The organism is Streptomyces cavernae (assembly GCF_004023625.1).
Taxonomy (GTDB): Bacteria; Actinomycetota; Actinomycetes; order Streptomycetales; family Streptomycetaceae; genus Streptomyces; species Streptomyces cavernae.
The window spans coordinates 189,739-204,052 of the sequence record NZ_RPDJ01000016.1 but is presented as its reverse complement, the minus strand read 5'-3'; the positions used below and the strand labels follow the sequence as shown (position 1 = coordinate 204,052).

General features: G+C 69.6%; 12 protein-coding genes. 9 read left to right on the top strand and 3 right to left on the bottom strand.

All coding sequences use genetic code 11. The features are described from left to right. The first annotated feature begins 25 nt into the window (after positions 1-25). From EF387_RS26970 to EF387_RS26950, 5 genes are all read left to right on the top strand, one after another. Entirely contained in the window at positions 26-1,597 is a 1,572-nt protein-coding gene (locus EF387_RS26970) for a glycosyltransferase family 2 protein (RefSeq protein ID WP_238431721.1), read from the top strand. Continuing rightward, positions 1,594-2,649 (top strand): glycoside hydrolase family 26 protein, encoded by a 1,056-nt coding sequence (locus EF387_RS26965; RefSeq protein ID WP_128379192.1) that lies wholly within the window; start codon positions 1,594-1,596, stop codon positions 2,647-2,649. The genes EF387_RS26970 and EF387_RS26965 overlap by 4 nt, the downstream gene beginning before the upstream one ends. After that, positions 2,646-4,607 (top strand): ArnT family glycosyltransferase, encoded by a 1,962-nt coding sequence (locus tag EF387_RS26960; RefSeq protein ID WP_238431720.1) that lies wholly within the window; start codon positions 2,646-2,648, stop codon positions 4,605-4,607. Before EF387_RS26965 ends, EF387_RS26960 begins: the two co-directional genes overlap by 4 nt. A 50-nt stretch (positions 4,608-4,657) precedes the next feature. Next, the gene (locus EF387_RS26955; protein ID WP_238431719.1) at positions 4,658-6,649 is read left to right on the top strand and encodes a glycosyltransferase family 39 protein; all 1,992 of its coding nucleotides are present in this window, start codon (positions 4,658-4,660) and stop codon (positions 6,647-6,649) included. 102 nt (positions 6,650-6,751) lie between these two features. Next, positions 6,752-7,513 carry a polyprenol monophosphomannose synthase gene (locus EF387_RS26950; protein WP_128379283.1) on the top strand — a complete coding sequence of 254 codons (762 nt, stop codon included), beginning with the start codon at positions 6,752-6,754 and terminating at the stop codon, positions 7,511-7,513. Positions 7,514-7,570: 57 nt separating this feature from the next. On the opposite strand, the gene EF387_RS26945 is transcribed toward EF387_RS26950, so the two are convergent. Then, positions 7,571-8,437 (bottom strand): hypothetical protein, encoded by an 867-nt coding sequence (locus tag EF387_RS26945; protein WP_128379191.1) that lies wholly within the window; start codon positions 8,435-8,437, stop codon positions 7,571-7,573. 334 nt (positions 8,438-8,771) lie between these two features. On the opposite strand from EF387_RS26945, the gene rplM reads away from it, so the two are divergent. From rplM to glmM, 3 genes are all read left to right on the top strand, one after another. Further along, positions 8,772-9,215 (top strand): 50S ribosomal protein L13, encoded by a 444-nt coding sequence (rplM, locus tag EF387_RS26940; RefSeq protein WP_128379190.1) that lies wholly within the window; start codon positions 8,772-8,774, stop codon positions 9,213-9,215. Positions 9,216-9,257: 42 nt separating this feature from the next. Further along, the gene (gene rpsI / locus EF387_RS26935; protein WP_128379189.1) at positions 9,258-9,773 is read left to right on the top strand and encodes a 30S ribosomal protein S9; all 516 of its coding nucleotides are present in this window, start codon (positions 9,258-9,260) and stop codon (positions 9,771-9,773) included. A 459-nt stretch (positions 9,774-10,232) separates the two neighbouring features. Then, positions 10,233-11,591, top strand: coding sequence for a phosphoglucosamine mutase (gene glmM, locus EF387_RS26930; RefSeq protein ID WP_128379188.1), 1,359 nt, complete (start codon positions 10,233-10,235; stop codon positions 11,589-11,591). A 303-nt stretch (positions 11,592-11,894) separates the two neighbouring features. Here glmM and EF387_RS26925 read toward each other — a convergent pair whose 3' ends face one another. Together EF387_RS26925 and coaA are read right to left on the bottom strand one after the other, a co-directional pair. After that, entirely contained in the window at positions 11,895-12,842 is a 948-nt protein-coding gene (locus EF387_RS26925; RefSeq protein ID WP_128379187.1) for a DUF389 domain-containing protein, read from the bottom strand. 45 nt (positions 12,843-12,887) lie between these two features. Then, complete coding sequence (gene coaA / locus EF387_RS26920) at positions 12,888-13,877, bottom strand: type I pantothenate kinase (protein WP_128379186.1); 990 nt, start codon at positions 13,875-13,877, stop codon at positions 12,888-12,890. Positions 13,878-14,057: 180 nt separating this feature from the next. On the opposite strand from coaA, the gene EF387_RS26915 reads away from it, so the two are divergent. After that, on the top strand, positions 14,058-14,282 hold the full coding sequence (locus EF387_RS26915) for a hypothetical protein (protein WP_128379185.1): 225 nt from the start codon (positions 14,058-14,060) through the stop codon (positions 14,280-14,282). Positions 14,283-14,314 lie beyond the last annotated feature (32 nt).

Below are 14,314 nucleotides of genomic sequence, written 5' to 3'. Positions count from 1 at the left end.
GGGGGTTCACATCACTATGACCGCAGTGGGCATTACGCGCGTCGCGCCCAATCGCAAGCGCAGACGCGGACCGGAGCACCAAGGGCTGTTACCGCAGCCACCGGACGATTCGGAGAAGTACTCGTACGCCAGACGGCATCTGTGGGTGCTGACCCTGGGCTCCCTCATCAGCTTCGCCTGTCTGGGCGTGAGCCAGATTCTGTTCACCGCGTCCAGCCCCTGGTTCTGGCTGACGCTCCCGCTGCTGGTCTTCGTCGTCGCGGACTATCTGATCTCGCTCTATCTCGACGGACTCAGCAAGGACTTCGACCTCAAGGCGCACAAGCAGCTCGTACGCGCCTGGCGGCCCGCCGTCCACCCGAGCGTGGACGTCTTCCTGCCGGTGTGCGGGGAGCCGATCGAGGTGCTGCACAATACCTGGGTCCATGTGAACCGGCTCGCGGGCACCTACCACGGCGTCGTGAAGGTCTACGTCCTGGACGACGGAGCCGACGACGAAGTCGGCGCCATGGCGCGCGACTTCGGTTTCACCTACGTGGTGCGGCCCAACCGCGGCTGGTTCAAGAAGGCCGGCAATCTGCACCACGCCTTCGGGATCACCGACGGTGACCACATCCTCATCCTCGACGCCGACTTCGCGCCCCGCGCGGACCTGCTCGACGAACTGCTGCCGCACATGGACGCCGACGACCGGATCGGCATCGTGCAGTCCCCGCAGTTCTTCCGGATCATCGACCGGCAGAACTGGATCGAGCGCGGCGCGGGCGCGGTGCAGGAGCAGTTCTACCGCTCCGTGCAGACCTCCCGGGAAGACCTCGACGGCTCCATCTGCGTCGGCTCGTGCGCCGTCTACCGGCGGGCCGCGCTGGAACAGATCGGCGGTATCTCGCTGATCGAGCACTCCGAGGACATGTACACCGGCTTCGACCTGCGGGCGCTGGGCTGGAAGCTCAAGTACGTCCCGGTCGCGCTGTCCGCCGGTGTCTGCCCGGACACCGCCGGCGCCTTCCACAACCAGCAGTACCGCTGGTGCATGGGCTCCCTCGAACTGCTCACCAGCAAGCGGTTCTGGGAGATGGACCTGAAGTTCAAGACGCGGCTGTGCTACGTCTCCGGCTTCCTCTACTACCTGCAGACCGCGCTGGCCACCTTCCTGCTGCCGGTCATCCCGCTCGCCTTGATGATCCTGCGCCCCGACCTGCTGCGTGCCGAGGCCTCGTTGTGGGTGCTGCCGTCCATCGCGTACGTCACGCTGGTCCTGCCGCTGTGGCACCGGGCTCCGTACCGGCTGGAGGCCTGGTCGGTGCGGATGATGTACGGCTGGTCGCACGTCTTCGCCGTGTGGGACGTGCTGCGCGGCCGGCCCATGGGCTGGAAGCCGACCGGTTCGCAGGGCGCCAAGAAGAACGGCATGCGCCGGTACTGGACCGGAATGATCGTCTGGACCGGCGGCACCGCCGTGCTGTGGGTGGTCGTCGCCGCCTGGCGGATGCTGACGCTGTATCCGCCGGACTTCGCGCTGATGCTGTCCGCCGGGCTGTTCTACGCGATGGTCGTCGGCCGTGTCCTCGTACAGCCCCGGGAGCAGACCGCATGAGCCACTTACCCAGCCGTTCCCGGTGGAGCGCCGCGGGTTCCCTGCGGAACGCCGCCGCCGTCCTGCTCGCCGGAGCCCTGCTCGCCGGCTGCGGCACCTTCTCCGAGGAGGGCCGCGACCAGTACAACCGCAGCCAGGGCAAGTCGGCGGAGCCGAGCACCGGGCCCTCCGAGTCCGCCGCCGAGAAGCCCGAACCGCCCTATGACGTAAGGCCGTTGCTGAAGCCGAAGAAGAAGTACTTCGGAGTCGCCGCCGAGGGCGCGCCCGCGAAGATGACGGCCGTCGAGGACTTCGCGAAGAAGGCCGGCAAAAAGCCCAACGTGGTCGAGTTCTACTCCGCCTGGGGCGACCAGTACGAGACCCGTCTGGTGCAGAACTCCTGGGACTACGGCGCGCTGTCCTACATTGCCTGGGAACCCTTCACCAAGAGCCTGAAGCGGATCGCCTCCGGCAAGGAGGACGCGTACATCCGCGAATACGCGCGCTCCGTCAAGGAACTCAACCTCCCGGTTGCCATCAGCTTCGCGCACGAGATGAACGGCTTCTGGTACCCGTGGGGCACCAAGAAGGCCACCGCCGCGGACTTCGTCAAGGCCTACCGGCACATCCACGACGTCTTCACCCAGGAGGGCGCCACCCAGGTCATCTGGGTGTGGAGCCCCAATGTCGTCAACCCGATGCCGAACGTGAAGCTGAAACCTTTCTGGCCGGGTGAGGAGTACGTCGACTGGGTCGGCGTCATCGGCTACTACGCCCGCGGCGGCGCCGCCACCTACGCGACGCTGTACGAGCCGACGATGCGTCAGGTGCGCGCGTTCACCAAGAAGCCGTTCCTGATCGCCGAGACGGCCGCCGAGGCGGGCGAGCGCAAACCCTCCGACATCAAGGACCTCTTCCAGGGCACGGCCGCGCGGGACGACGTGATCGGCTTCGTCTGGTTCAACTTCGACAAGGAGAGCGACTGGCGCATCACGAGCGGCCCGGCGACACTGCGCACCTTCAAGGAACAGGCCGCGGGCGCCCGCTTCGGATTCGATGTGACCAAACCATGAACCATCCTCGGCAGACCCCCTCCTGGGCCCGCGACCCCGAGGTGTACGAGTACGAGACGCAGGACTCGTACGCCCATCCGGCCGGCTACGTGGCGCAGCAGGATCCGACGTCGGCCTACCGGCCGGAGTATCAGACGTATCCGCCCTACTACGCGGAGTACGACCCGTACGCACAGCCGCAGCAGGCCGTGGACGTGCCACACCAGGCCGAGTTCGGGTCCCAGCAGGCCCAGTTCGTTCCCCAGCAGGCTCCGTTCGCTTCCCAGCAGGCTCCGTTGGCTTCCCGGCAGGCCCAGGCAGGGGTCCAGCAGACCGTGTACGGGCCGCCCGACACCGCCTCGGGGCCGCGGGGAGCCGCGCTCGGGCCGACGGAGGCCGCGCCGCGGGCGTCGGCCCATCGTCAGCCGGAAGCGCCTCCTGCTGCGCCGAAAGCGGAACCTGAACCTTCGTACACACTTCCTGAAGTCCCGGAGTCCGCCTGGTCCGTGGACACCCGGCGCTCCAAGCTGCTCGGCCGCGGGGTGCTGGTGTGCATCCTGATGGTGCAGGCGGGCCTCTCCCTGCGGCTGCGGGGCACCGCTTTCCAGGACGAGGCGCTGTACATCGCGGCCGGCCACTACGAGCTGGACAACCTGGTCAACGGGACCAAGACGCCGGTGGACTTCGCCGCCTACTTCTCCGGGCATCCCAAGCTGTACCCGGTGCTCGCGGCGTTGGTGGACACCCAGTTCGGGCTGACCGGCGTCCGTGTGATGAGCCTGCTCTTCATGCTGGCCGCCACCGGGCTGCTGTACTCGCTGACCCGGCGGTTGTTCAACCTCCGGGCCGGGCTCGGTGCCGCCGCGCTGTTCTCCGTCCTGCAGTCCACGATGGTGCTCGGCAACTTCGCCACCTACGACGCCGCCGCGATCTTCCTGCTCGCGCTCTCGGCCTACGCCGTGGTACGCACCGACCGGATGAAATCGGCCGCCGTGCTGCTGGCCGCACCCCCGGCGGCGCTGGCGTTCGCGGTGAAGTACGCCTCCGGGCTCTATCTGCCGACCCTGGTGCTGCTCGCGGTGATCACCGCGCACCGGCACCGCGGTGTCGGTGCGCTGGGACGCGGTGTGGTGCTGGGCGGCGGCATCGGTGCGCTGCTGGGCGCCGGTTACTTCCTCGCCGGACCGGTCGGCGGCATCAGCTCCACCACCACCGACCGGGCGCGCGGCACCGACACCGCGGCGACCATGCTCCAGCACAGCGCCGAATGGGGCGGGCTGGTGTTCCTGGCGGCGCTGTTCGGCACCATCGGGTACACGTTGCGCGGCCGTATGGGCGAGATGCCGTGGATCGCGGGCATCACCCCGGGGCGCTGGCGCCGGGCCGCGCTGGGCGTGCTGCTCACGGGCACCGCGCTCCTCGCGCCCGCGTACCAGATCCATCTGCAGACCGAGATCTCGCTGTACAAGCACGTGGGCTTCGGCCTGTTCTTCGCCGCTCCGATGGCCGGTCTCGGCATGGCCCGGCTGGTCGGCCCGCACTTCCGCCATCCCCAGCTGGGGATCATGCTCTACGTCCTCACGCTGGTGTTCGGGATGGTGCAGGCGCAGCGGGCGTACAGCTTCCCCGACTCCGCGCCGATGATCGCGTTCATGCGTGACGTGGTCGACAAGAAGGGCCGCTACCTCGCGGAGGAGCAGGAGGTGCCCGGCTACTACCTGCGGGACGTCACGCGCTGGGAGCAGTGGCAGAACTCCTACGTGCTGGACTACCGGGGCAAGTCCGGGCCGGACGCCTTCCGGCAGGCCGTGCGCGACGGCTACTTCGACGCGATCGTCATGCACGGCCGCGTCAGCCCCGACACGTTCGCGGCGGTCAAGCAGGGTCTGAAGGGCAACACCCACTACCGCCTCGCCGCCGTGCTGCCCTTCACCACGAGCGGTGGCGACAGCGCCTATCGGATTTGGGTCAAGAGATGAGTCCTGAGGCACGTTCCGGGTACGGCGGAAACCGCGCCGGGGGTCCGCCGGTGAACCGGACGTCACATCCGGTCGGCGGGGCCGACGGGTACGGCGATGCTGAAACGTTCCATGGGCAGGCGCCCGGTGGGCAGCATGCCGCGACCGCGGCGGTACCGCCCGGCGCGGCAGCGCGCGGGAGCGCTCCCGCACACGCGACGGCCACCACGGCCGAGCAGATCCAGCAGGCGCGCCACGCCCAGGCCCACCAGGCGCACCAGGCCCACGCCCAGCAGTCGCACCAGGCCCAACAGGCCCAACAGGCCCAACAGGCCCAACAGGCCCAGCAGGTCAGGCAGGCCGAGCAGACCATGCAGGTGCGCCAGGTCCGGCAGGGCGATCGGCTCCTGCGGCGGGACGATCCGCCCGGCGATCAGGGAGCGCGGCCCGACGAGCAGGGAGGCCGGCCCGAGGGGCAGGGGGAGCGGCCCGAGGGACCGGAGGAGCCGGACGAGACCCCTGACGGGCAGGGGGAACGGCCGGGCGGCGGAGCGTTCGGCACGATCCTGGTCTTCCTGGTGCCCACCCTCGCCGCGCTCGTTCCGATCACCCGGGACATCGGCGAGCGCCAGCTGTGGCGGGACGAGCACGCCACCTGGTGGGCGGCGACGCTCTCCTTCCATGACCTGAGCCTGCTGATCCGCAGCATCGACGTGGTCTTCACGCCGTACTACGTGCTGATGCACCTGTGGATCTCGGTGGCCGGGGACTCGGAGACCGCGATGCGCATCCCGGGCGCCGCCGCGATGGCCGCCTCGGCCGGCCTGCTCGCCCTGCTCGGCCGCCGGATGTTCACCACCCAGGTGGGCCTGATCGCCGGCCTCGCCTTCGCCGTCATCCCCGCGGTGACGCGCTACGGGCAGGAGATCCGCCCGTACGCCTTCGCGGTCGCGGCCGTGCTGCTGTCCACGCTGCTGCTCGTCAGGGCTCTGGACCGGCCCTCGTTCAAGGTGTGGGTCGCCTACACGCTGTCGGTACCGCTCATCGGCTGGAGTCATCTGGCGTCACTGGCGGTGCTCGGCGCGCACCTGGTGATCGTCGTACTGGCCCGGCGCGGCGGGGACAGGATCGCCGGCTGGGCGTACGGGGCGGCGGGCACGCTCGGCATGGCCTTCGTGTTTCCGATGGCCCTCCAGGGCTCGGGGCAGAGCGGACAGATCGCCTGGAACAACCCGACGACGAAGGACCTCGTCGAGTTCCCGAAGAACCTCTTCGGGAGCTGGGACGTCGCCCTGCCCGTGATGGCGCTCGGCGCGCTCGGACTGTTCTTCGCCGGCCGGCGCGCGCTGCCGCTGGCCGTGTGGATCGTTCTGCCGCCGCTGGCCACCTATGTCACCGCCGCCCAGCTGCATCTGTTCCTGCCCCGCTATCTGCTCTTCACCCTGCCTGCCTGGGTGCTGCTCGCGGCCGTGGCCGTGGGCCGGCTCGCCGGGCCGGTGGCCGGGGCGAGGGCAGGGTCCGGGGCGGCCGTGCGGCGCGGCCTGTGCTGGGTGCTCGCCGCGGCGTCCGTCGCCGGGCTCACCTTCCAGGCGCTGCCCGGCATCCGCGAGGCCCGGGTCAACGCACTCGGTGAGCCCGACTTCCGTGGCGCCGCGCGGTACATCGAGGCACGGCAGAAGAAGGGCGACGGCATCGTCTTCAGCGGGGAGCTGGCCGAGCGCCGGGCCATGGACTACGAGCTGCGCGACGACGCCGGGCGACCGCGCGACTGGCTGATGTACCGGACACCGCAGGAGCTGGGGTCCTTCGGTGCTCTGGAGTGCCCACAGCCCGCGAAGTGCCTGGCCAAGGCGGAACGGCTGTGGCTGGTCGCCACCACGCAGGACGGGCAGCCGTTCACCGGCATGCCGAAGACGACGGCCGCCGCGATCCAGCGGAGCTTCCGGATCGTGCGGACCGAGAAGCTGACCAGTCTCCGGCTGGTGCTCCTGGAACGGTCCCGCAAGGAGACCGGGACGACGGGCTCGGGCGGCGACGCCGGCGACCGCGAGGTGCACACGTGATGCCCGTCGGGCACCGGCCGGGGCACTGGCCGCACACCTAGTGGTTTTCCGGGCGCGGGAAGGCCCGCGCCCGGGGTGGGAGGGAATGACATGGGGGATGGGATGACGTACGACATGGGGGCGTACGCGGCGGTCACCGTGGTGATGCCGACGTACAACGAGGCCGCCAATCTGCCGCGGATGGCGGAGGCGGTGCTCCAGTTACCGCTTCCCGGGATCCACCTGAAGGTGGTGGACGATTCCAGTCCGGACGGAACCGGGCGCATCGCGGACGAGCTGGCCGAGAAGTACAACAGCGGTGGCCGGCGGAAGATGTCGGTGCTGCACCGGACGGAGAAGGACGGTCTGGGGCGGGCCTACGTGGCCGGCATGAGCGCCGCGCTGGCGGAGGGCGCCGACTACGTCGTGCAGATGGACGCCGACGGCAGTCATCCGGTGGAGGCGGTGGTGCGCATGGTGGGCACGGCGCAGGCCAACCGGGTCGGTCTGGTGGTCGGCAGCCGCTACGTCGAAGGGGGGTCACTGGACGAGGAGTGGGGGGTGCACCGGCAGTTGCTTTCGCGGTTCGCCAACCGGTACGCGCGGACGGTACTGGGGACGAAGATCCGGGACATCACGGCGGGCTTCAACCTCTGGTCGGCGCAGACGCTGCGGGATGTGGATCTGGCCACGCTGGACAGTGCCGGCTACAGCTTCCAGGTCGAGCTGAAGTACAAGGCGGTCAGGGCCGGGCACAGCGCGGTGGAGATCCCGATCCGCTTCGAGGAGCGCACCGAGGGCGTGTCGAAGATGACACTGAGGACCCAGCTGGAGTCGGCCGTGGTGCCCATCCGACTGCGCATGAAGCACCGGCCGGACCACTGAGCCGGGGACCGCACGCCTGATCCCGGTTACGGGTCGGTGGGGGCGGCGGCCGGCCGGTTACTGGTTGGCCGCCGCCGACGCCTGGGCCTCGCCGCGCCGGTGGATCTGGCGGACGGTGAACACCTGGAGGTCGTCGCCGATCTTGAAGACGGCGGAGTCCTTCTGCGCCACGTCCTTGTCGTTGATGAACCCGGCGATGGTGAGGTAGAGGTAACGGCCGTAGGAGTTGGTGGTCTTGCGGCAGATCTCCGATCTGCAGAAGGTGCCGACGCCGCCTCCGGAGAGCGATGTGACGTTGTCCTTGCTGTCGGCCTGCTGCTTGGCCTTGGTGGCCTGGGCCTCGGTCTCGAAGACCGCGACGCCGACGGTGACCGCGATCTTGTCCTTCATGTAGCTGGCGCGGATCAGCTGCTGACAGCCGTTCTGCGTGAGGACCTTGCCGAGGGTGGCACCCTGCACGGCCGAGGCGCAGTTCCCCGTGGACGTCATGTCGCCCTTCTGGTACACGGTCTCGCCCACGGTGAGCTGGCTGCCGGGGAAGAGCGAGCCGGGGGTGAGCGGTGCGGTGTCCTTCTTCGCGCTGGAGATGAAGTCCTTCGGGTCCAGCGGGGGAGCGACCGAGGTCGGTGCGAAGGACGGGACCGGTTCGATGGTCTCGCTCGGAAGGGCCGCGTTCGTGGGCAGCTGGCTGGTCGGCTGGTTCCCCGCCGTGTCACTGCCGCTGTTCGCGGAGACCACGGCCACGGCGACGGCCGTGCCGATGGCCACGGTGGCCAGGGCGCCGCCGCCGATCAGCAGCCATCGGCGGCGCCGCTGACGGGACTCGGCCGCGTCGGCCAGCGCCGCCCAGTCCGGAGTCTGGCTTCCCCACGGGGGCCTTGAACCCCCGGGACCCCACTGGGATCCCCCCTGCCCAAAGCTCATGGGCGCATCTTAGACGGGAAGTTGGAGTGGCCGGACGGGATGTCGGGGACTGGGTGGACGTGGGGTGCGGGTGTGGGCCGGGAGGGGTGAGAACCTGCCGAGTGCGCCCGTCGGCACCCCGTTTTGACCCGTCCGGGGCGGCGCGGGTATTCTGCCAGTTCGTTATGTGTATTGGCTTGCTCATTCTCACGTGAGGGGCCCTTACACCGGTCCACCGGGCCGATGACCAGCGATCAGCATGCGGTTTGCGTCGCCGCCGTGCGGTCAGGGCTGTCGTGATCGTCTTCGGTGACCTTGTCAGGACCATTCACTGAAGAAGCGAAGGCTACGAACCGTGCGTACGTACAGCCCCAAGCCCGGCGATGTCACTCGTCAGTGGCACGTCATCGATGCCCGGGACGTCGTCCTGGGCCGCCTGGCGTCGACCGCCGCCACCCTTCTGCGGGGCAAGCACAAGCCGATCTACGCGCCGCACGTCGACGCTGGTGACTTCGTCATCATCATCAACGCCGACAAGGTGCACCTGTCCGGCAACAAGCGGACCCAGAAGCTCGCGTACCGCCACAGCGGCTACCCGGGTGGTCTGCGCTCCGTCCGCTACGACGAGCTGCTCGAGAAGAACCCCGAGAAGGCCATCGAGAAGGCCGTCAAGGGCATGCTCCCGAAGAACACCCTGGGCCGTCAGATGCTCTCGAAGCTGAAGGTCTACAAGGGCGAGAACCACCCGCACGCTGCGCAGCAGCCGGTTCCGTTCGAGATCACCCAGGTCGCGCAGTAAGTCCGGCCACCCCCTAAGACTGAAGAGAATCTGAGGAGAATCGTGGCCGAGACCACCGTTGAGCAGCCTCTCGACGAGACTGTCGACATCGAGAACTACACCACCGAGACCGAGGTGCCCCTGGAGGGCGAGTACACCTCCGAGTCCCTCGCGTCCCGTTTCGGTGACCCGCAGCCGGCCGCCGGCCTGGGCCGCCGCAAGAACGCCATCGCCCGCGTCCGGATCGTCCCGGGCTCCGGCAAGTGGAAGATCAACGGTCGCACCCTCGAGGACTACTTCCCGAACAAGGTGCACCAGCAGGAAGTCAACGAGCCCTTCAAGGTGCTCGAGCTCGAGGGCCGCTACGACGTCATCGCCCGTATCGCGGGTGGCGGCGTCTCCGGCCAGGCCGGTGCGCTCCGCCTGGGTGTCGCCCGTGCGCTGAACGAGGCGGACGTGGACAACAACCGCGGTCCGCTGAAGAAGGCCGGCTTCCTGCGCCGCGACGACCGTGCGGTCGAGCGGAAGAAGGCCGGTCTGAAGAAGGCCCGCAAGGCGCCGCAGTACAGCAAGCGCTAAGCGCGCTCGCTGCTCGCCGCTACGCGATCGCCCCGGTGGCACGTACCCGTGCCGCCGGGGCGGTTCGTTTCCGGGCGAACGGTTGTTTATCGCACGCTCATGCTGGCCGGGGCCGGGGGCAGGCGGGGGCGTGCCGGGCGTCACGAGCGGCGGCCCGGGTGACGGGTGACATTCGTGACCCGTGTGACCTGGGGGATCGTGGCCTGGCCGTGCCGCGACCGGCTCGGGAGACCGTGACCGAGCTGGACCCGCCTCACGTCCGACCCCGACCGTCCCCATGACCGGGCCCGGGTCGGCCGGCCTTGGTCCATACCGGCCGAAGGGCCCCGGCGAGCGCCCGGTGGGGCGTCCGGGAGACACTCGGAGAACAGCCGGTGCACAGGGGATGTACGGGACGAGGTCGTAGCCCCGACACTCGGCAAGAGCCGCATATTTTCAGCACATTCGGAGGACACCACAGTGGGACGACTCTTCGGCACGGACGGCGTGCGCGGTGTCGCCAACGCGGATCTCACGGCGGAGATGGCACTCGGCCTCTCCGTCGCGGCGGCGCACGTACTGGCCGAGGCGGGTACGTTCGCGGGCCACAAGCCGGTGGCGGTGGTCGGGCGGGACCCGCGCGCGTCCGGGGAGTTCCTGGAGGCCGCCGTGGTCGCCGGGCTCGCCAGTGCCGGCGTGGACGTGCTGTGCGTCGGCGTGCTGCCGACCCCGGCAGTCGCCCACCTCACCGCGGAGCTCGGCGCCGACCTCGGTGTGATGCTCTCGGCGAGCCACAACGCCATGCCCGACAACGGCGTCAAGTTCTTCGCCCGCGGTGGGCACAAACTCGCCGACGAGCTGGAGGACAGGATCGAGGGCGTCTACGAGGAGCACCGCACAGGCGCCCCGTGGGACCGCCCGACCGGTGCCGGCGTGGGCCGGGTGCGGACGTACGACGAGGGGTTCGACCGGTACGTCACCCATCTGCTCGGCGTCCTGCCGAACCGGCTGGACGGACTGAAGGTCGTCCTCGACGAGGCGCACGGCGCCGCCGCCCGGGTCTCGCCGGAGGCCTTCAAGCAGGCCGGGGCGGAGGTCATCACCATCGGCGCCGAGCCGGACGGACTCAACATCAACGACGGCTGCGGCTCGACCCATCTGGAGCAGCTGAAGGCCGCCGTCGTCGAGCACGGCGCCGAACTCGGTATCGCCCACGACGGCGATGCCGACCGCTGCCTCGCGGTCGACCACACGGGCGCGGAGGTGGACGGCGACCAGATCCTCGCGGTGCTCGCGCTGGCCATGCGGGAGCGTTCCGAACTGCGCTCCGACACCGTCGTCGCCACCGTCATGTCCAATCTGGGCTTCAAGCTGGCGCTGGAGCGCGAGGGACTGGAGCTGGTGCAGACCGCGGTCGGTGACCGCTACGTCCTGGAGGAGATGAAGGAGCACGGCTACGCCCTCGGCGGCGAGCAGTCCGGGCACGTCATCGTTCTGGATCACGCCACGACCGGCGACGGCACGCTCACCGGGCTGCTGCTGGCGGCGCGGGTCGCCGAGACCGGGCGCAGCCTGAGGGACCTCGCCTCCGTGATGGAGCGGCTGCCGCAGGTGCTGATCAACGTGCGGGACGTGGACAAGTCCCGGGTCGGCTCCTCGCCCGAGCTGTCCGCCGCGGTCGCCGACGCCGAACGGGAACTCGGCTCCACCGGCCGGGTGCTGCTGCGCCCTTCGGGGACCGAGCCGCTCGTCCGCGTCATGGTCGAGGCGGCCGACATCGACCAGGCCCGCTCGGTCGCGAGCCGCCTGGCCGACGTGGTGAAGTCGGCACTCGGCTAGCGCCATACGACCCTGGGCCGGAGCTGGTCTCCGGCCTCGGTCCGTCCTTCGGCCGGTGGTGATTCGCGGCCTTGGTCCGTCCTTTGGCCTGTGACGGTGTGCGGCCGCGGTCCGGCCCTCGGCCTGTGACGGTTGCGGCCGCCGTCCGTCCTTCGGTCGGAGCCGGTCCTCGGCCGCACGTCCCTCGGCCGACACGTCGTCCCTCGGCCGGAGGCGGCCGGAGCCGGTCGCCGGCCGCCGTCCGTCCTTCGGCCGGTGCCGGTTTCCGGCCGGTGTCGGTCTTGGGCCGCCGTCCTCCTTCGGCTAGACCACGTCCTGTGTTGCCGCGCGCTCAGTCTGCCGTGCCCAGAAGAACTTCTGGATCAGCAGCGTGAGCGTGCCCGCGACGATGATGCCGAGCAGGTTCAGCAGCAGTTGCTCGATGGAGCCCCAGGCCTGGCCGTAATCGCTGTAGCCGAGGGCGACCGCGGCGTTCGCCGCTGCCGGGACCGTGGTGACCGAGATCGCCACACCCACCAGCGCCCCGGATTTCGCCGAGGTCAACGAGAGCATGCCGGCCGCGCCGGCGAGCAGGGCGATGATGAACGAGAACTCGTCCGGCCTCCAGATGAAGTCGGTCTGCGGACGTTCCCGCTCCAGCAGCCCCCGCTCGAACAGCCCGAGCCCGTCCATCAGCATGCCGAAGCCGGTCGTCAGGACCATCGCCACCGCGAACCCAGCGATCAGCGCCAGCGCCGACCGCCAGGCCAGCCGGGGCAGGCGCTGCACCAGCGCCGTGCAGATCCCGGCCAGCGGCCCGAACTCCGGGCCCACCGCCATGGCGCCCACGATCAGGATCGCGCTGTCCAGCACCACACCACAGGCCGCGATCATCGTCGCCAGGGTCAGGAAGGCCACGTAGGTGACGGAGAGCGTGGACTCCTCGTGGGTGGCCTCCGCCAGGTGCTCCCACAGCACCGCGTCCGCGCCCTCGCCCGGCGCCTCCTCCGCTGCCTTGTCGGCGCGCTTGGAGAGCGACAGATCGATGTTCTCGACCGCGATCGAACCCGTCTTGTCGATGTGCAACGCGCGCAGCGCACCGAGGAGTTCGTCGCCCGCCTCGCGCGCGACGTCACACATCAGGACGTCTCCGGGGGGGTTGCGCGCGGCGCCCGGCAGCACCACCAGGTGCGTGGTGCCGACCGTCTTCTCGATCACCCGCACCACTTCGTCGGTGCGCTGTGAGGGCGTGATCAGACGCAGATGCAGCATGCCCGCAGGGTAGTCGCGGGCGCGGGGCGGTCACAGCCCGGGCGATCAGAGTTTGCGCAGGCTCAGTCGCTGCACCTTGTGATCGGGGCCCTTGCGCACGACCAGGGTGGCCCGCCCGCGGGTGGGCGTGACGTTCTCCAGCAGGTTCACCTTGTTGATGGTGCGCCAGGTCGTGCGGGCGTAGTCGAGGGCCTCCTCCTCCGAGACCTGGGTGTACTTGCGGAAGTACGAGGAGGGGTTCTGGAAGGCGGTCTCGCGCAGCTTGCGGAAGCGGTTGAGGTACCAGGCCTCGATGTCCTCGGGGCGGGCGTCGACGTACACGCTGAAGTCGAAGTAGTCGGCGAGACCGACCCGGGTCCGGCCGTCCTTGCCGGGCAGGGCCGGCTGGAGCACGTTCAGGCCCTCGACGATGAGGATGTCCGGGCGGCGCACCACCAGCCGTTCACCGGGCACGATGTCGTAGATCAGATGGGAGTAGACGGGGGCGGTGACTTCGTCCTTGCCCGCCTTGATGTCGGCGACGAAACGGGTCAGGGCGCGCCGGTCGTAGGACTCCGGGAACCCCTTGCGCGACATCAGACCGCGCGCCTGAAGTTCCCGGGTCGGCAGCAGGAAACCGTCGGTGGTGACCCGCTCCACGCGAGGGTGCTCGGGCCAGCGCGAGAGCAGTGCCTGCAGCAGGCGGGCTACGGTGGACTTGCCGACGGCGACGGAGCCCGCGACACCGATCACGAACGGGGTGCCCGACTGGGAGCCCTGCTCGCCGAGGAAGGTGTTCAGGGCGCCTCTGAGTCCGTCCGTCGCCCCGACGTAGAGGTTCAGCAGCCGGGACAGCGGCAGATAGATGTCCCGGACCTCGTCCAGATCGATGACGTCGCCCAGACCGCGCAGGCGCTCGACCTCCTCGGCGGTCAGCGGGAGCGGAGTCTTGTCGCGCAGCGCGCTCCACTCGGTACGGGTGAGGTCGACGTAGGGAGTCGCCTCCGGCCGGGGCCGGTGGGCGCTCCTCGGCGGCGTTGAGACCGATGAGATCACCTGTTCATTGTTACGGGAGTTTGAACGGGGCGGGGCGTGGGCTCGGTCACGCGGACGTCCTCTGGCGCCGGCCGGTCTTTGCGTCACTTGTGCGCGGGCTATGGACCGACCGGTCGTGCGGGGATACGTTTCCCGCCAGCCGGGAGCGAATGGCCTCCCGCCCGACGAAGGAGTGGGGCCATGCGTATCCGTGCTTTCGCCAAGCGCAGACCGGCGGAGTCGTCACGGGACCTCGCGGGGGCCGTCCAGAGCGAACTGTCCCTGGACCTGCCGGACGAGGACCTGGCGGAGTACCTCTACGACTGCATCGACATGTACCGGATGGGCAGCAAGCCGCGCTGCGAGGAGGTCGAGTACCTGGGCATGGTCCAGGACGCGATCGACCGCATCGAACGCGGGCACTGACACCTGCCGGTGGCCGCCGCTCACGGTCCCAC